This is a genomic window from Dyadobacter sp. HNCC25DJ185 (assembly GCF_056895195.1).
This window is the reverse complement of record NZ_JBXHAR010000016.1, coordinates 26,128-44,538: the sequence shown is the minus strand read 5'-3', so window position 1 is coordinate 44,538 and position 18,411 is coordinate 26,128. Positions and strand designations below refer to the sequence as shown.

Genomic DNA, 18,411 nt, shown 5'->3' with positions numbered 1-18,411 from the left:
ATCAAAAATGCCACCTCATCAGGTGGCATTTTTGATTTGGATCTAACTCACCCAGGCTTTGATATCATCCAATTGGGGCAGTTTTTCTTCTATTTTCAATTTTTTGCGAAGCCCGCCCAGATCGTTGAAAATCTTGTTTGGGTTCGCTGTTTTCAGTTGCTCGATCGTGTGGATATTCATTTGCTGCAAGGCGGGAATCCATGCCGCGGGAACGCCTGCATTCAGATAATCTGCTTCTTTCGCAACCTCGATCTTTTTTTCTGGTCTCATCTGCGGGAAAAAGATAACCTCCTGAATGCTGGAATTGTTGGTCAATAACATAGTCAGACGATCGATGCCGATGCCTATTCCCGATGTTGGCGGCATCCCGTAATCCAATGCCCGAAGAAAGTCATCATCCATTTCCATTGCTTCCTCATCTCCGCGCTCCTTCAATTTAAGCTGGTCTTCAAATCGTTCTCTCTGCTCAAGAGGGTCATTCAACTCGGAATAGGCATTTGCGATCTCCTTTCCGTTAACGAACAGCTCAAAACGTTCTACCATCCCCTTTTTGGTGCGGTGCTTTTTGGTGAGTGGCGACATTTCGACGGGGTGATCGGTGATGAAAGTAGGCTGGATGATGTGCTGCTCCACTTTTTCGCCAAAAATCTCATCGATCAACTTACCTTTTCCCATACTCTCGTTGACATCCATTCCCCAGGCGCGGCACTGCTCACGAATTGTCTGCTCGTCGAGCGCATCCACGTTGAGCCCGGTATATTGGTGTATCGCATCTGTAATGCTCAGACGCGGATAAGGTCCCGCAAAATCAAGATCAATTTCGCCAAATTTCGCTTTAGTGGTTCCATTCACAGCCAGAGCAACTTTTTCAAGGACCTCTTCTGTCATTTTCATCATCCAGATATAATCCTTGTAGGCTACATATAGCTCTACGGTGGTGAACTCAGGATTGTGTGTCCGGTCCATTCCTTCATTGCGGAAGAGCTTTCCAAATTCATAGACGCCTTCAAAGCCACCGACAATCAACCTCTTCAAATGGAGCTCGGTTGCGATCCGAAGATATAATCCGAGGTCCAATGCGTTGTGATGTGTGGTAAACGGTCTGGCCGCTGCGCCGCCGTGTATCGATTGCAGGACCGGCGTTTCCACTTCCAACCAGCCGTTCGAATCGAAATATGAACGCATGGTAGTAATGATCCTCGCCCGTTTGACAAAAATATCACGAACCGCAGGGTTCACAATCAAGTCGACGTAACGCTGCCGATAACGAAGTTCAGGATCAGTAAAACCGTCGTATACGTTGCCCTCTTCATCGCGCTTAACAACAGGAAGCGGACGAAGTGATTTGTTCAATATTTTGAATTCCTGAACATGAACGGAAATTTCGCCCGTCTGGGTTGTGAAAACAAAGCCGGTAATGCCAATGATGTCGCCGATATCCAGCAATTTTTTGAAAACGGTATTATAGAGCGTCTTATCCTCACCAGGGCACAGGTCGTCACGACGAAAGTAAAGCTGTATACGCCCCGTGCTGTCTTGTAATTCAGCAAAAGCAGCACTGCCCATAATCCTGAACCCCATCAGTCTGCCGGCCATGGCAACATGCTTATAATCAATCTTATTGTTTTTGTAGTTTTTGAGGATGTCTGCGGCATAAGCGTTTACCACAAATTCCTCAGTCGGATAAGGTTCTATATTCAGCCGTATCAATTCTTCACGCTTCTGGCGGCGCAATATTTCCTGTTCGCTTAGTAGCATTTTCAAGCAGTGATTTTGGGAACGAAATTCTCAATATTTCAAAAGAGTCGGCAAAAGTACTATATTTTGCTGTGAATAGGAAGATGGAACTGTCAACCCGGCTTATTGACCGATAAGGTATATTCTGGCACGTTATTAATATATTGTCCAATGCAGAGAGAAATGATACACAACCTCCCGATAAAATGCGCTAAAAATACGCTCGGTCCATGTTTTCAAGAGTTTTAAAAATATTTGGTATTGTCGTTCTCTGTACCGTTTTCATGTTTGCAGCCATTGAAATCTGGGTATACAGAAATAAGGAAAGAATATTTCGTTCAGTACAGGAAGTTGTCAACGAGAATATAAACGGCAATCTCGAGATTGGGGATTTTAACTTCCGGCCTTTTTACGGAGGCCTTGGGCTGAACTTTACCCTCTCGGATGTGAAGTTGACGGATAGCCTTTATCGCATTCATCAAAAGCCTTTTCTGGTCGCGGAATTTATGCATGTAGCCCTGGATATGAAGGGTTTTTATAAAGGCGACGTCAAAATAAAAAATCTCGTTATTGAAAACGGAAACATGAAGATGTTTATCCAACGAGATGGTTATTCCAACCTAACTATTTTCAAGCCGGGCAGCCGATCAAAGAAAAGTAAGGGGAGTGGCGATAAGAGCATCCTAAATAAGCTGGGCAATTTGCGGTTTGTTAACTTCGGGGTCAATTACGCCGATTCGATAAAGCAAAAATATTATGGCGCGCTTTTCCGGGATGCTACGAATATTATCACAGTAACCGATTCAACGACCAATGCAATTTTCAGCGGCTCTGTTTATTTTAATGGGCTTACTTTCAAGCCAAAAAAGGGTGGCTTCTTAATAAATCAGGAAACGACGCTTGCGCTTGCCATGGCCTATGACGAGGACGCAAAAAAGTTAACAATTTATCCATCGGTGCTTGAGAGCGCTACACGGGATAAAATTGGAATCAATGGTGAATTTGACTTTTCGGACACAGTCAGGCATTTTAAACTGAATTTTGAGGCGAAAAAGATCGCAGTTAAAAATGCGTTACCCCTTCTAACAGCAAAATTGAGAAGGCAAATCGATTCGATCGGCATTCAAACTACGGTGGATACGCAGGTGCGAGTGGTAGGACAGTTGTCCGAGCAACAACCGCATGTTGATGTTGTTTTTCAAACGGATACCTTTAATTATGAGTTGCCAGTAGGGGTTCTGAGAAACATGAAAGCAAGCGGCTCATTTACCAACCAGGCAGATACTACAAAGTTGCCGGATATCTGGAACTCGCGTTTGACTGCGCCAAAAGTGACTGGCTTTTTTGAAACAATTCCTTTCAGTTTTAAGCTGGTTGTCAGTGATTTTACTAATCCTAGGGCATATCTGGACGGGCGGGTCGATGCGGATTCGACCAATCTTGGGCAATTACTTGACCCTGCACGTTATCGTTTCAAAAACGGCACCGCGAAAATTGATTTTCATTTTGATGGGAGCCTCAAAAATTTCTACAACCCAGTTAAGGACGAGTTTGACGGAAAAATCGCAGGTAAAGTTTCTATCAATAATATATCCATGGATTATTTGCCAAGGAAGGTTCACCTGACCAAAATCAAGGGGGATTTTGCTTTCAGCGAGAAAGCGGTAGTATTTCCGGATCTCCATTTTTTCGATGGTCAGAATATACTTTACATGCGTGGCAAAATAATTGATCTGATACCTTATTTGTTTGGGTCGCCCAAACCGTTGAGGGCTAATGTAGATATCAATATTCCCAATTGGCAGCTCAATTGGCTCGAAACCTTGCTAACCCGTAAGGTCAACGTGGCAAACAGGAAGAGAAAAAAACTGAAACTTTCGGAGCTGCTCGACGATGCAATCGATCAGATGGAGATCACGGCTAAGCTTGATGCTAAGCGATTAAAATACAAGCAATTTTCAGCCAGGGATGTAAAAGGTGCAATCACGATCAAGGACAATGCTGTAAGTATTGAATATTTTGTGATGAAGGCTTTTGGTGGCGGAAATGTCAGAGTCTCCGGCCAGATGGACCATTCGGGGGCCGGCCAGCTGCCAAAACTGGCTGTACGCGGTAGGATTTCCAATGCGGACGTACACGCTGTTTTCTATTCGTTCGCCGATTTCGGCCAGAAAACAATCACACATGAAAATCTAAAGGGCATATTAAATACCGATTTCAATTTTGAGTCGCAATTGAACAACAATGTGAAGCTGATGCCCTCTACCATGCGTGGTACATTGCATTTCGATTTACAGAACGGTTACATTATCAACTTCGAGCCTTTCATGAAAATGAAACGGCTGATCTTCAAGAAACGCAATTTCGAGCGGGTCAGGTTTGCTCCGATACGCAACGACATTAAGTTGGTTGGACAGGAAATTGAAATCGCGCCCATGGAAATTGAATCCAATGTGCTTACGCTCTACCTGGATGGCGTTTACAGTTTTGGTTCGAAGACGGATATCAATATCCAGATCCCGCTGAGCAACCTTAAGAAGAGGGATTCAACCTATGTTCTGGATCCTAATAATGCTGAAAAGAAAGAGGGCTCCAAGATTTTCCTCAGGGCTATCGACGAAAATGGCGAGGTGAATATTAAACTCGCATTTCGCAAGAAAAAGGATAAGGAGAAAAACAAATTAAGGCATGAAGACGAAGCGATCAAGGCCGAAGAGATTGAAAAGTAAGCTATACCTCGTTACTGAACATGTAACCCACACCTTTCAGGGTCTTGATGTAAGTGTCTCCTAGTTTTTCACGCAGTTTACGAATGTGAACATCAACAGTTCTTTCCAGGACATAAATGTCGGCCCCCCATATTTTCTGTAGTAATTCGTCACGACTGAAAACCTTATTTGGTGTTTGGGCGAGAAAGAACAGCAGTTCAAACTCTTTTTTCGGAAGAATAACGGACTTTTCACCTGCCTGTGTTACCGTATAATTTTTCCGGTTGATAGACAAGTCAAGAATTTCAATGGTATCACCGGATTCTGCTTTTTGCGCTTCCCTGCGGAACAATGCATTGATCCGGCTCATCAATGCACGTGGCTTAATGGGCTTGGTAATGTAATCATCTGCACCTACATCAAACGCTGCAACCTCAGAATATTCCTCCGAACGCGCGGTAAGAAACAGGATATATGTGTTTTTGATTTCAGGATTCTGACGAAGCATCCGGCCAGTTTCGATCCCGTCGAGTTGCGGCATCATGATATCAAGCAGGATCAGATCGGGAATAAATGTCTTGGCAATTTCGATGGCTTTTTTGCCATTTGATGCAGTCAGAACAGAGTAGCCTTCCTTGGTTAAATTATATTCTAGCAGTTCAACGATATCGGAATCATCGTCAACTACCAATACCTTCGGTGCAGACGCTGCAGATTTAGCGGTGGTCATTGTGTTTGTGATTAAAACGCGATTCGAAATTAGCGGATGTGATGTTCACATTACATGTACAATCCGATTATTAACATAAACATAATATCATCGGTAAGTAATTTTGTAAATATCGCCTTGCTCGTTTGTGATCAACATATCGGTATTGTTCAAAAAAATGAGCGCTTCGTTTTGTTTCTTAATAAGACGAAAACAGCCCATCGGCTTCGCAAAATCAATTCCCTTGTCCGACACACCAAAGGTTAATATTTTGCCGTAAGTCAATAGGGCAAAAGTTTTGCCATCCGGGCTGATGTCCGCTGAGGTAACCGGAGTGTTAATGTTGATGCTGTCGATGGGTGAAATCTGGTACGAGCCCTTTTCGCACGGCAGCACATATAATTTCGTAGTTTTATCCTTGGCCCAATTCTTTGAAAACAGCCATAATCTTTTATCATGATAAAAGAATGATTCACAGTCAAACAATGGTTTTTTTGTGGAACCTGGTTCGTTTTCTGTCCTGGAATAGTGAAATGTGATTTTCTCCGTAAGAGATTCCCGGGCATTGAATTTATACACCTCAAAGAAATTTCTAGAACCAGCATTATTTCCAAAATCGCCGATATAAATGTTTCCTTCTGGATCAGTGGTCAGATCTTCCCAATCGTAGTTTTTTGAATCCGGTATAGTCTTTGTCGAAAGGAGGTGACCATTCAGATCAAACTCGTATAGCTCCGGTTTGCCCCCGCTATCGTTATGAGTCCAGAAAGTGCCCTCCTGGTTTCCTTTTGCCAGTCCGGAACTTTCGGCAGCTACGGCGGGAAGCTTGCCTATTTTACTAATTTTGTAATGCGACCTTACTTTTTGGAAATTATTTGCCTTGTGATCCGGTTGGCAGGTACAGAAAAGGGTTTTAACAGCAAACCACACATATATCAACTTATTCATGAATTCGACGTTAAGACCCCCTCAAAACAAAGATAAAGAAACACCCCTTTACCTGAAACTTGCAAGCTCATTGGTAGCACTGATCGCTACGGTTTATATCCTGTATGTTTTAAGGGAAACAATTATTCCACTTGCATTCTCTATCCTGCTTGCAATTCTGCTGTACCCGGTTTGCGGACGGTTGGAAAAACACAAGGTGCCGCGGGTAGGGGCTATTTTTCTGAGCATCCTTGCGTTGTTTACCGTAATTGTAATACTGGTGTATGTGGTTTCTATTCAGATAGGAAGCTTTGCGGAAGAGCTTCCGAGGATAACCGAGAAGGCAGAAACCATTATGGACCAGACGCTTACAATGGGCGAACGCTATCTTAACATCAGCCGCAGCCAGCAGGTAAGTGAAGGAAAAAAATACCTCGTCAATGCGCTTACAGAAGGAAGGGCTGTTTTGTTGAATACACTCGTAACTACAACGGGGGCCATTTCAACCTTTGTTCTGATTCCGCTGTATATTTTCTTTTTTCTGCTTTACAGGGACTTTTTCAGAATGTTTGTGCATAAGGCTTTTAAAAACGTTCCCAATGAAGAATTGAATGTCCTTCTCAAGAAAATCTACGAAGTTATCCAAAGTTATCTCTCGGGATTATTTCTTGTAATCTTAATTGTCGGCGTACTGAATAGCATCGGCTTACTGGTCCTGGGCATTCCTCATGCCATATTCTTTGGTTTTCTTGCCGGGTTCCTTATTCTCATACCTTACATAGGTATCCTGATTGGCTCGGTTCTCCCCGCATTGCTGGCAATCGTTACGATGGATTCGCCTTGGTATGCGGTTGGGGTGATTGGCATCATGAGCTTTGTTCAGTTTCTGGAGGGCAATTTTATCACGCCTAACATTGTAGGGTCAAAAGTAAGTGTGAATCCATTGGCTGCCATTGTGGCCTTGTTTTTGGGTGGTCAGTTGTGGGGATTATCAGGATTGATCCTTGCGTTGCCAGTTACTGCTATCCTGAAGGTCATTTTGGATACTATCCCAAGTCTGGAACCATACGGCTTTTTATTGGGAGAACCTGTTCACGAAGTGGAAGCCGAAAAAGCTGAAATCCAAAGGGAGGCTGCTGTTGAAAAGGCGTTCAAGAAAAAGCCTAACCGGCGTTACCGCAATAGGCCCAGGAAAAATCCCGAAGGATCAAACTTGCCATCGCCTCCGCCTGCTCCCCCGAAAGGCATCTGACGCATTTATTCCGAAGGTACTTTTTCTACGCTGATACCAATGCTGATAATAAACGGCAGTGGGTTTTGCCGCATGGATTGGGCCAGAGTAAAAGTGTAAGTGCCGGATTTGGGAAAATGGTAGTTTTTCATAAAAGGGATTTTATGGTCAAACAAATCTCCCAAACCATTGCCATAGGGCTTGCCCGTAGCTTCATTGGACAAATAGACCTCTTCTAAAGTATTTGAAATCACTTTTTGGTCTGGGCCGACAAATTGCCTGTTCAGGTACAAATTATAGTAAGGATATTGGAGCGCATTTCTCAGGACGTAATACAAATTATAGGCTTGCAGGGTGTCCTTTATTTCAACCTTAAAAGTTGGTTTGTCTTTGATATACCAAAGACCATCTTTAATATCCTCATGTGCTTTAAATACAACATTTTCGTCGCAAGCAGATAGAGTGATGCACAAAAAGCAAATGACCGCAGCTAAGAAAAACTTCATGAAAGTCGGGGTTATGAGCTCGTTTGCTCGGTAAAATAACGATTTAACCAGGAATTAGAAGCCGGAATTTTCCATCGTTTCATCCATTGTGCTTTAGTGTTTACCTGATTGTCGAAAATCGTTGTGAAAGGCTGAATGATCTCGTCGGTTATAGCCTGTTTGATTTTAGACACAGGGATCGTCTGAACCAGGTCATGATCGTCCAAATAGGCCAATGATCGATCGAAAAAATCGATATTCATACGCTGGCCGATTTCTTTCAGCCAGTGTGTAGAAGTATCAATGGAACAACCGCTGGGCAGTTCGTCCCGCTCATCTACTGCGATGACCACAAAACGATGCTCAAAAATCTTACCGGAGGCAGTTAAACGTTTGCCGTGCGCCTCCCAGGAATCCAGAGAAGCCTTTAATGTTTCCATGATAATCCCTGTTTCCTCGTCGGTGAGGTTTCTATTGGACTGGTAAATCCAGACACGGGATTGAAGATCTATATTGCTAAAAGGTATGTACATGGTTTAGTCAGTTGAATTGTCATTATAACCCTTCGGCTTGTGCAATGAGTTCGGCAAGGTCGAAAATTTTGACGGAATCCTCTTTTTCCTTGTTTTTAATCCCGTCGGTCATCATTACCATACAAAACGGACATGCCACTGCGATCGTATTCGCACCAGTGCCCAGCGCCTCTTCAATTCGCTCGATATTGACATCCTTTTTACCGGGTTCTGGCTCCTTAAACATTTGTCCGCCTCCTGCGCCACAGCAAAGTCCCTTGGTACGGCAACGTTTCATTTCTACCAGATCTGCATCCAGAGCTTCCAATACATGCCTAGGTGCTTCGTAAATATCATTGGCCCTACCAAGATAGCAGGAATCGTGAAAAGTAATTTTCTTTCCTTCAAAAGCCTGCCCGCCTTTCACCCGTATCTGCCCGTCATCAATCAGTTGCTGGAGATATTCGGAGTGGTGCATGACTTCATAATTTCCTCCAAGCTCGGGATACTCATTTTTTAGCGTATTAAAACAATGGGGGCAGGCGGTGACAATTTTCTTGATCCCATACATATTCAGAATCTGAATGTTGGACATCGCCAGCATTTGAAATGTAAATTCATTGCCCGCACGCCTTGCTGGATCGCCCGTACAACTTTCTTCTGTTCCCAGCACAGCAAATTTGATTCCGGCTTTATTCAGTATTTTGACAAAAGCAATCGTTACTTTTTTGTATCTGTCATCAAAAGAGCCAGCGCAACCGACCCAGAACAGCACTTCCGGTGATTCGTTGGAAGCTGCCATTTCGGCCATTGTAGGAACTTTATAAGTTATTTTATTCATAAAAATCCCGATTACTGTAAGCAGGTTTAGTTACCTTTTTGTAAACCTTCAATCCAATTGAGCCTATCACCGGGCGAAAATTTCCAGGGAGCCTGATTGGTGTCCAAGTTTTGAAACATCATATTCCATGACCCCGGGGCTTTTGCCTCGTCCATGATCTTATATCGGCGGAGCTGTAAGATAATATCAAGCGGGTTGATCAGTACCGGACATTCCTGCACGCAGGCATTGCAGGTAGTACACGCCAGTATTTCTTCTTCCAGAATATAGTCACCGATTAGATTTTTTCCGTCAGCTACGAATTCTCCCCGATTGGCCTGCATGATCCTACCTGCATCTTCAAGGCGGTCCCGGGTATCCATCATGATTTTACGGGGAGATAACTTTTTGCCCGTCAGATTAGCGGGGCAGGCAGCGGTACAGCGGCCACATTCGGTACAGGAATACGCGTCCATCAGGTTTTTCCAGCTCAGGTCCTGAACATCCTTCGCGCCGAAATGCTCGGGTACCTCAGCCGCTTCGCCAGATTGGGTTTCAAGTTCAAGCATAAGCCTTACCTCTTTCGTGATCTCAGGCATATTGTTCATTTCACCTTTTGGCAACAGCCTTGAAAAGTAGGTGTTGGGGAAAGCGAGTATAATGTGCAAGTGCTTTGAATAAGTCATATAAATCGCAAAAACGAAAATTCCGAGGATATGAAGCCACCATGCAATGCGTTCTATCGTGATCAATGTCGGTTCGTTCAATCCAGTGAAAACAGGTTTCAAAAAATGGCTTAGGAAGAATTTGCCAGTTATCGTGTAATGCAGGCTCCCCTGTTCCTGCAAGACCCCGTCGGCCGCGTTCATGATCAGTATTGCAGTCATCAATACGATCTCGAAGATGAGGATTAGTTTACCATCGAGTTGCGGCCAGCCAGTCATCTCTTGGTGTCTTTCTGGCCGTAGCCTCTCCACTTTTACGACGCTGCGCCTTAGTAGAAATACAATGCAGGATAGCAGTACGGCTAGCGCCAGAAACTCGAAAAAACTGATCAAAAAGGGATAAAAGGAGCCAAGGACTGGTGCAAGAATCCGATGCCGACCAAAGATCCCATCTAACACAATTTCTAAAACCTCGATGTTAATAAGTATAAATCCCAGGTAAACAGCCAGATGCAGAAAACCAATGAGCGGACGGTCAAACATTTTCTTCTGACCAAAAGCGACCCGCAGCATGATCGAAAGTCGGCGTTGTGGCTGGTCTGTACGGTCTTCTTTTTTCCCCAACAGGATCGTTTTCCTAATCACATTCACTCTCCTGATGACAAACCAGCCAGTCAGGCCAAGTACCAGTATAAAGATGATTTGCTGAGCGAAGGGCATAAGCAATTTGGTTTTCGGGGAATAGTATGCAAGCATACCAAAGCAAATATGGTAAAAATTGTATGTGCTGCAAGCGTATTGGAAATAAAATTAACGGGTCAGTTTTTGTAAGAAGAAGGTTATCAGCGTGATATAACGCCGAAGAAATTGATTTAAGAAATATTTTACAGATTTATTTGTAAAGCCAGATCGGCTTTCTATTTTTGCAGTCCCAAACGGGGCCAACTGAAAGCGGTGATGTAGCTCAGTCGGTAGAGCAAAGGACTGAAAATCCTTGTGTCGGCGGTTCGATTCCGTCCATCACCACTTGAAAATCAGCCAGTTACAACAAAATGTTGTGACTGGCTTTTTTCTTTGGACAACTATCAGACAACATTATGAGGCACGGAAAAAGTATCGTTTTTTTAGATCATTTTGTAAATTTGGTGTGAATCCGTAACTGATCTATGGAATGAGCGCTATCTGCCTGGAAGAACCAGCTTTCTATGCCCTAATAGAACAAGTCGTTGAAAGGCTAAAAGAAAAAGGCGGATCGCCAAAGGATAAATGGGTGGCGGAGCCAGAAGCGATGCGGCTTCTGAATGTGAAATCGAAAACTACGTTACAAAAGCTCAGAGACGAAGGGAAAATCCGGTTTTCCCAACCGCAAAAGAAAATTATCCTATACGATCGGGATTCAATAGATCACTATCTTGGGAAACATGCCCGTGAAACTTTTTAGTTTAGGATGTTTCTAATACCCTCGCGAAAATTTATGAATGCTAGAATTGAATGTCAATTATCTATTTGAAAGAACAGGCCTTTTACTCATGATAGGGGAAAAAATAAGAGGCTGGCTTAGAGAAGGTAATCGGCCATCCTGCATTTGAGGGTCTTGAGCTAGTCGGCGGGTGAGGTGATGTTAAAGTGGAACGAGAGTTCTTTTAAGAAAAAGAATTGAAAGCTGTCTTGGGGATAACGTTGTTCATAACAGAATGGGCTTAGTTAGTTACATAAGTTTTTGATGCGCTGATCTTGTTGATTTTATCTGCAAACAGTTCACTGTGATTGGGGAGGTAATGCTTGAATTGTAACACGTTGACAGCATTATAGGCAGATAAGTTGTCAGTGTAAATTAAAGAATCAGGCTGATTTTACTGTGTAATAACGGTATCACCCAAGCGCTGAAGCATTGGATATGACATTCGTATTGACTTTGCCACCGAATTTTTGCGGTCGAAGACAGGGGCTCGCCGGCCGCACCATGACCCCGATTGCCTTTGCGTATACCACAGAAATAACTTTCATCCATCTCAATCTCGCCATTGATGGACATTCATCGGCAAGACGGTGGGCTATAATTTTGCGCAATTTGTGATAAAGTAATGTTGCCGAATGCGGTTGACAACAGCCAGTTCGGAAGCCGTTCTGGCGGTTTCCCCTCCAGCGAACAGTTCCAGCAGCTTTGTATGCTTAGAACTACTTAATCTGCAACGACTTTGAACCATTATGCTATCCTAGATGATACTTCTTATCTAGTCCAGTCCATCAAATTTTACTAATCGGTTTACTCGTTGTAAAATCAGCTGAATATTGGTCGTAAGAGCCAAGAAACAGAAGATGATGAGGTATATTCATAATCTTTCACCATTCTACGGAAGAAATTGGTGCATTCGAATGTTTTTTCAATAACCCATCTTTTAAGACTGAAATAAATCTGTTTGCAGATTCCAGGATATGTGACCGATAGACTTCATAAAGCTCTTTTTTAAGGAAAGATTCCCTTGTAGCCCACAAAAGTGTTTGTATTGACGCCACTGAAATTTCTTCCAAGTCCTTTAAAGATGCTAGGCATACGTTCAATTTCCGCCAGCATATAAGGCTCCCTCCGGGACATGGATTTCCTGAATTTTTTGATGGTTTATTGTCTTACCAAAACTTTTGAGAAATGAAAAGGAATTTCCATTGTTTTTTGGCTTTTTATAAGTTGAGAGTATCCGCATGTTAGTGATTCCTTAAATTTAATTATGTCAGGAAACCTCTGACTTCTTGGATAGGGCAAATGTTCAACTACTCCTGTATCAAACGAGTAACGATGACACATTCATAAGACCGTATTAGTTCTTTGGTTCCAAATAAAGTGCTGAATGCTGCTATTAATATGGTGTTGTCATCCCTATCCTGCTCTCAACAATGTTCCGTCCTTTTCTATCAAACTAAGCGCTTTTTACTGGGTAGAGAATTTATCAAAATGGTATAACAGATCTAGAAAATGTAGCTAGGTATATGAATTGGCCGATTTTCTGAATCCGAAATTTTCTAAACGTCACGCAGATGTTGAAGCTCGATTTAATAATTGGCATGTTTGCGACAAATTGTAGTTAACAAAATCTATCACCATAATGAAATTTTACGGTGTTAATATGTTGATATAATCGATAATTAGCTTAATATTAGGCACATGATTGTTACGAAGTTTTAATAATTCGTAAATGTTAACGAAATTCTGCTTAACAAATCTAAAAATTTAAATGTTACGACTTTTTCAAGAAATACAAACGGGCAAGATGTATTAGGGAATCACACATGTCCATGTCAAGCGTCGAATCATTTTCTAACCCCAGGACAAAGGTATGTACCTAACAATTTATCAAATGTCAATTGCCTCCAAATTTGCAACGATAGATAACTACCATGAGTCGCTGGAAACAGGCTGTAAACTTAAATTATAAATTCTTTTTTGGATCAATATCAACATCTGTCTTTACGTTTCTTGGAGCAAAGGATGTACTATCAAAGCTTGGATTTGGAGAAATCAGCAATATACTTTCGTTCGTCTTTGGAGTAATTGGTTTTGGGATTTTTGTTTTACTTCGATACGTGATTATATGCTTTCAGGATTTGCGCGAATTTGAGAGAGTGAATTCTAAGGGAATAATCGAAGAACTTAGGTCAAACAACGAGGTATCCAATAATTCAATAAAAAGCTTAGAAAATGAAATTGACGGACTGAATAAGTTGAATAGCGAGCTTGTATTGAAAAATCAAGAGGCTGAGCAGGCCGTAGACGGCACTAAGAAAGCATTAGCCAAGCAAACTAGAAGAAGTGAAATTTTAAGTACAAAAATAAGGTCAGCGAAGATGAGCTTTTCACGTTTTGAGGATCGGCAAAACCCCTATGGAGAAGCTCATTTGCTTCTCAAAGAAGCATTCGCATTCATTCACCAACTCAGGAAACATCAGCCTGGCAATTCCGCCGCAATCTCTGAAATCCTTTTCTTCATGTGCCTACAGTTGAAAAAAATATTTGAAGTCCGAACGGAAAATACATATTCTGTTTCAATAAGACTATTTAAAAATTCTGACGAAACTAAGCGATATGGAGAACAGATAGTTGAGGTACTATATAGGGATGATGAAAGTGGAGAAAAAAGAAAAACTTTATATTCAGAGCCAATGTATGTAAAAAACGATTCTTGCTATCACCCGTTTACGCGTCAAAATCCAGATCTGGCGTCATTTTATTATCTAAACAATGATGTGGTTGGAGATTTGAACTACAAAAGTTCCTTTTTCGACTACTATAAGTGGCCGTCAGCCGATTCGATTGCCACCAGTAGTCGAGAAGATCGCTGGCCATTACCCTATAAAAGCGAATTGGTCGTACCCATTTGTCCAATAAAAACGAATGGAATGGGCTTTGATAGAAAAAACAAAATTATTGGATTTATATGCATTGACTGCGACTCCAAGAGGGGCTTCAATGCCAAATATGATCCAGGCATGTTGGAGGGTGTTGCAGACGGAATTTATGACTTATTTTTCAAGTGGAAAGATGAAAAATAAGTCGCAGCTTGGGTCTTGTCTTTAATTTAACGAATGATAGGAATATCTCTTATGGAAAATCACAATCAGCCTCAGAAAAAGAACGACATGGAGTCCCGATTCGTAGAAGTCACGACAGATGATGGTAGCAAGCTAGATATCTTTGTTTTCAGTACAAAGGATTTAGAGGCTCTAAGGCCGACAGAGTTTACACGTATGCGCGTCGCAATGATGCTTGAAAATAAGGTTGAACATAGACCCGTATACTCTAATCAGGAAATCATTCAGAGGGTTGCAAGGCGCCGAAAGCCAATCTGACGTAGATCAGTAGATTCACGTACTAAAATCGAGAGTTTAATGAAATTACCTTAAGCTCATTAAGGATGAATCTCACCAATTTAAATTTTCCCCCGCCTATCCAATAAGAATCTACTGGAATCAACCACAATTTTACGCGGTCCGTTTAATAATAGAAGTTTTATGCTGCGAATATCGGCTCGTGTGTAATCTAGCTTCTCTGATTGCAGACCTGCGGGTACTCCATTCTGTTAATGCTCGATTTTCTGTTAGACAATATGCCCTAACTAACATTGGCTTTTTCAAAAGTCGATAGAGAGCGACACGAGTAATTTCTTTTTCTGATTGACGCATTATTATTTCTAAAATGTTCTAAAAGTTGCGCTATTTACGGAAGATATGTCAAAAACGCAAAAATATTTTCGCGGTGAAATTTAGGTATACGATTGGACAAAGAAATTGCTTGAGATTGATCAGGATGTGAGTCAGTATACAAGCCAACATATACGAGCGAATACAAACTAAATTAGTAAGACGCCGTATGAGCATAGGGTAGCTAATCAGATAAGCTTATGTAATCTAAGTCTCGATTGCACTTATAAACTCTTTGGTGATATTGGTCTATGTAAGTTACATTTTTAGAGGAGAAAGCTTTCTATTAGCTCGTAAATCAGGTTATAATCGATTGGAATATATTAATTCTTTTGATGAACAAAAATGTTTATCGTGGCCGTGACAGTCCAGTGTCTTCATCAAATCCAATATAGACGATCGAGAAGTTCGTTAGGACGGGAACATTCGGTTTTGGCTACGGCGAAAAGGATTATCCTCTACTATCGTGACTCCATTGACGCAAATTGAATAATAGCATACGCAGAACTTTTTAAATATGGACGAGGAAAATGTTGATCCTGAATACCTCAAAGGATTCAACGATAGCTATTTGATTGCGCAGCATATGTCAGGGCTATCGGAAAAACTGTCAAAAATCGAAGGTGATAGCCCACGCCTACAAGGTATGCGCGATGGCAGCCAGCAATATTTAACAGACCAGGTTAAAAGTAAGCTTCCGCATTGGCTCAAAACAGACAAGACAAATAAAGATTTATCCCCGCCCGAACCCCTTAAAACCCGCGACGTCGATCCACCGTCCAAATAGGCTAATCCTTGCCGGGAGAGCTTTTGCCTTTATCTGGGGACTTACTTGGCTCCGGCAATTTTTGCTCCTGCACCTTCGTGTAGCTGAGGCTCTGATTGAAGCTTGCCGACATTGAAAAAGTTTTTTCTTCTTTTGTATGGGTAGCTTGCGGAGCCGCTGGTGCCGATTTTTCTTCGGCTTCTTTTCCGCGAAAATTTGTTCGCAACTGCCGCATATAGTCCTGTGAATAATTTACATCCTTCGGGGCTTTCCGTATGCCTTCCATTTCTTTATCCGATTTTCCTTCGAAGGCACTCGGATTCATCTTGTGAAACGTCGCTTCTCGTAGTTGCTTTGCAGTGGCCTCGTCAAGATCGAGTGCGACAACTTCACGTTCGATCCGGGCGTTAAGGCTTATTTCGATATCCGCTTTCTGTTTTTCAAGGTTATAGACGACGTTAACCGGATTGTTCTGTTTTGCGGGCTTTAAAAATCCGGGCGGGTTATAGCGCGGTACATAAGGGTCGGGTTCCTTGAATTCTCGCGGTGTGCGATCAAGCTGCTTGTCGATCAGCTCTGTTTTCTTACGCGCCTCGGTAACCATCTCTTCAATGTATTCCAAATTTTCGGGGAACGGATAATGCTCCTTCCGCTCGTCTTTTTTTTCCATGTTTTGAGGGTTTAAATTCTTGACATTGCTTGAATATATGGTAATATAAAAGAACACATATTTTATATCGGCGCACGGAGGCTAGTCATGGAATACCAGGAACATCTGCTCAAAAATGTCTTCGGCGGAGATAAAGAACGTTTCGATAAGGCCTGGCAACAAGCACTCGATGAAGGTTGCGAAGGAGCGGTGAGTTGGAAAAAACTCGTTGCCCCTGCTCCATGTTCAGAAAAACCGCTCGACCTGACTTCAATCTACAAGCCTGAAAGCATGGCCTCCGTTGTGAAGCAAGTTTCTTTCACACCATTTCAGTCCTTCTTCATCTGGAATCGCTAAGCGATAAATTTCCTAATACTCCTGATAATCAGACTGCAATCCGAGTAATTATTTTCCAGTTACTTATTTAACGGTCAAAATAGTCTGATTGTAATCCAATATTTTGTATAAATAATTTTACCCTCTTCCCTTATCCTTTATGCAGTCGTTTGATCTTGACCAGCCGATCATCGAGCTGGCATCGCCGTCCGAGCGAAATTATTGGACTATTCGCCACGCTGTTGAAGGCGTGCAAATTTTTGGTGGCATTGGCTCAGGTAAGACGTCCGGCTCAGGACGCATGCTCGCCCTGAAATATCTCAAAGCCGGGTTTGGTGGATTGGTGCTCACTGTCAAACCGGATGAAAAACAATCCTGGGTTGAGTATTGTCAGCAAACAGGCCGCAGCAACGATTTGGTCATCCTCGAACCAGGCGGACGTCATAGTTTCAATTTCCTGTCCTATGAATCCGCTCAATCTGGCAGCGGCTCATCCTTGACGGAGAACCTTGTCGATGTCCTTAAAACGGTCATCCGGGCTGGTGAACAACAGGAGAAAGGCAAAGGAGACGACCCCTTTTGGGAGACTGCACTTGATATGCTCATGTTTAACGTCATTGATCTTTGCCAGCTCGCTTACGGCAAAGTCACCGTTAACGATCTTTATAATGTGGCCCAGACAATCCCAAAGAACATCGAAGGCCTTAAAGTCGATGGCGAGGAAGGTGCCAAATACTTTCACAGAGCATTTGAAACGGCAAAGGAGCGCATCAACAAAGAGGTCGAGAAATGGTATTCAACCTTGTCGGTCGAAAAACAAGAGCGTATGCAGGATGAACTTGCAATGGAGACCGAGCTTCTGGAAGCAATTCCAAGCGCCCGACTGTTCAAATTCATCGACCAATTCTTTGTCGAAAATTTCATTACACTGACAGACAAGACCCGGTCTATTATTGATTTCATTTTCTCCGGCTTTCTGTTTCGTCTTCTGCGTGAACCTGTTTACTCGATGTTCTGCCGTCATGAGTTTTCAACAGTCACCCCTGAGGACTCGCTTCGCGGAAAGATCATTCTCTTAAATCTCCCTGTTAAAATCTATCATAAGGTCGGACGGGATTGTCAAATCCTCTTCAAGTATCTATGGCAGCGGGCGATGGAAAAGCGGGATATCGATCGAAATGACCGCCCGGTCTTCTTGTGGGCTGACGAAGCACAAAACTTCATTCACGAGAAAGATGCGGATTTTCAGGCTACGGCCCGCAGCAGCCGTGTATCGACAGTCTATATTTCGCAGAATTTGCCAAATTACCTGGCTTCCATGGGAGGGCAGCACGGCGAATTCAAAGTCAAAAGTTTTCTTGGAACGTTAGCCACTAAGATCTTCCACGCCAACGCCGATATCGAAACCAATAAATACGCATCTGAGCTAATCGGTGATGCCTTCTTTGAAGAGCAAGGCGACAGTGTTACGTATGCCAAACAGTTCTCCCGCTCGGTATCCCGCTCACTTAGACTGGAACGGCTTGTGCGCCCGGAAGAATTCGTACGGCTCCGCACCGGTGGCCCCCACAATAAGTACTTCGTCGAAGGCTATTTACATCGGCAGGGCGATGTTGTCCTCAAAGGGCAAAATCACATTAAGATGCTGTTTCAGCAAAACTACCGGCCATAGA

Annotated in this window: 15 protein-coding genes and 1 tRNA gene; 8 read left to right on the top strand and 8 right to left on the bottom strand. The window is 42.7% G+C overall.

Annotated features, from left to right (window positions below):
• Positions 1-42: 42 nt before the first annotated feature.
• A complete protein-coding gene (gene lysS, locus AC1XUF_RS30855; protein ID WP_483345732.1) occupies positions 43-1,758 on the bottom strand; it encodes a lysine--tRNA ligase in 1,716 nt (571 codons plus the stop codon).
• Between the two features lie 209 nt (positions 1,759-1,967).
• Here lysS and AC1XUF_RS30850 point away from each other — a divergent pair, with 209 nt between their 5' ends.
• Positions 1,968-4,466 carry an AsmA-like C-terminal region-containing protein gene (locus AC1XUF_RS30850; protein WP_483345731.1) on the top strand — a complete coding sequence of 833 codons (2,499 nt, stop codon included), beginning with the start codon at positions 1,968-1,970 and terminating at the stop codon, positions 4,464-4,466.
• 1 nt (position 4,467) lies between these two features.
• On the opposite strand, the gene AC1XUF_RS30845 is transcribed toward AC1XUF_RS30850, so the two are convergent.
• Together AC1XUF_RS30845 and AC1XUF_RS30840 are read right to left on the bottom strand one after the other, a co-directional pair.
• Entirely contained in the window at positions 4,468-5,175 is a 708-nt protein-coding gene (locus AC1XUF_RS30845; RefSeq protein WP_483345730.1) for a response regulator transcription factor, read from the bottom strand.
• 87 nt (positions 5,176-5,262) lie between these two features.
• Positions 5,263-6,102 carry a hypothetical protein gene (locus AC1XUF_RS30840; RefSeq protein WP_483345729.1) on the bottom strand — a complete coding sequence of 280 codons (840 nt, stop codon included), beginning with the start codon at positions 6,100-6,102 and terminating at the stop codon, positions 5,263-5,265.
• Between AC1XUF_RS30840 and AC1XUF_RS30835 the strand changes: the two genes are divergently transcribed.
• Positions 6,101-7,333, top strand: coding sequence for an AI-2E family transporter (locus AC1XUF_RS30835; RefSeq protein ID WP_483345728.1), 1,233 nt, complete (start codon positions 6,101-6,103; stop codon positions 7,331-7,333). The genes AC1XUF_RS30840 and AC1XUF_RS30835 overlap by 2 nt on opposite strands.
• A 5-nt stretch (positions 7,334-7,338) precedes the next feature.
• Here the strand turns inward: AC1XUF_RS30835 and AC1XUF_RS30830 are convergent, their stop codons facing one another.
• From AC1XUF_RS30830 to AC1XUF_RS30815, 4 genes are read right to left on the bottom strand one after another with little or no spacing between them, the layout of a single operon-like run.
• The gene (locus tag AC1XUF_RS30830) at positions 7,339-7,818 is read right to left on the bottom strand and encodes a gliding motility lipoprotein GldH (RefSeq protein WP_483345727.1); all 480 of its coding nucleotides are present in this window, start codon (positions 7,816-7,818) and stop codon (positions 7,339-7,341) included.
• 11 nt (positions 7,819-7,829) lie between these two features.
• Positions 7,830-8,330 (bottom strand): hypothetical protein, encoded by a 501-nt coding sequence (locus tag AC1XUF_RS30825; RefSeq protein WP_483345726.1) that lies wholly within the window; start codon positions 8,328-8,330, stop codon positions 7,830-7,832.
• 22 nt (positions 8,331-8,352) lie between these two features.
• Positions 8,353-9,150 (bottom strand): (Fe-S)-binding protein, encoded by a 798-nt coding sequence (locus AC1XUF_RS30820; protein ID WP_483345725.1) that lies wholly within the window; start codon positions 9,148-9,150, stop codon positions 8,353-8,355.
• A 26-nt stretch (positions 9,151-9,176) separates the two neighbouring features.
• Positions 9,177-10,514 carry a 4Fe-4S dicluster domain-containing protein gene (locus AC1XUF_RS30815; RefSeq protein WP_483345724.1) on the bottom strand — a complete coding sequence of 446 codons (1,338 nt, stop codon included), beginning with the start codon at positions 10,512-10,514 and terminating at the stop codon, positions 9,177-9,179.
• Between the two features lie 233 nt (positions 10,515-10,747).
• Here AC1XUF_RS30815 and AC1XUF_RS30810 point away from each other — a divergent pair.
• The 4 genes from AC1XUF_RS30810 to AC1XUF_RS30795 all read left to right on the top strand — a co-directional run bounded on the left by AC1XUF_RS30810 (position 10,748) and on the right by AC1XUF_RS30795 (position 15,774).
• Positions 10,748-10,820: transfer RNA gene (locus tag AC1XUF_RS30810), tRNA-Phe, on the top strand.
• A 145-nt stretch (positions 10,821-10,965) separates the two neighbouring features.
• Positions 10,966-11,235 carry a helix-turn-helix domain-containing protein gene (locus AC1XUF_RS30805; protein ID WP_483345723.1) on the top strand — a complete coding sequence of 90 codons (270 nt, stop codon included), beginning with the start codon at positions 10,966-10,968 and terminating at the stop codon, positions 11,233-11,235.
• Positions 11,236-13,187: 1,952 nt separating this feature from the next.
• Entirely contained in the window at positions 13,188-14,339 is a 1,152-nt protein-coding gene (locus tag AC1XUF_RS30800; protein ID WP_483345722.1) for a hypothetical protein, read from the top strand.
• Positions 14,340-15,504: 1,165 nt separating this feature from the next.
• Positions 15,505-15,774 (top strand): hypothetical protein, encoded by a 270-nt coding sequence (locus AC1XUF_RS30795; protein WP_483345721.1) that lies wholly within the window; start codon positions 15,505-15,507, stop codon positions 15,772-15,774.
• A 1-nt stretch (position 15,775) separates the two neighbouring features.
• Here AC1XUF_RS30795 and AC1XUF_RS30790 read toward each other — a convergent pair whose 3' ends face one another.
• Entirely contained in the window at positions 15,776-16,423 is a 648-nt protein-coding gene (locus AC1XUF_RS30790; protein ID WP_483345720.1) for a hypothetical protein, read from the bottom strand.
• Between the two features lie 87 nt (positions 16,424-16,510).
• On the opposite strand from AC1XUF_RS30790, the gene AC1XUF_RS30785 reads away from it, so the two are divergent.
• Positions 16,511-16,759 (top strand): hypothetical protein, encoded by a 249-nt coding sequence (locus AC1XUF_RS30785; RefSeq protein WP_483345719.1) that lies wholly within the window; start codon positions 16,511-16,513, stop codon positions 16,757-16,759.
• A 139-nt stretch (positions 16,760-16,898) separates the two neighbouring features.
• Positions 16,899-18,410 carry a type IV secretory system conjugative DNA transfer family protein gene (locus tag AC1XUF_RS30780; RefSeq protein ID WP_483345718.1) on the top strand — a complete coding sequence of 504 codons (1,512 nt, stop codon included), beginning with the start codon at positions 16,899-16,901 and terminating at the stop codon, positions 18,408-18,410.
• Position 18,411: the final 1 nt, after the last annotated feature.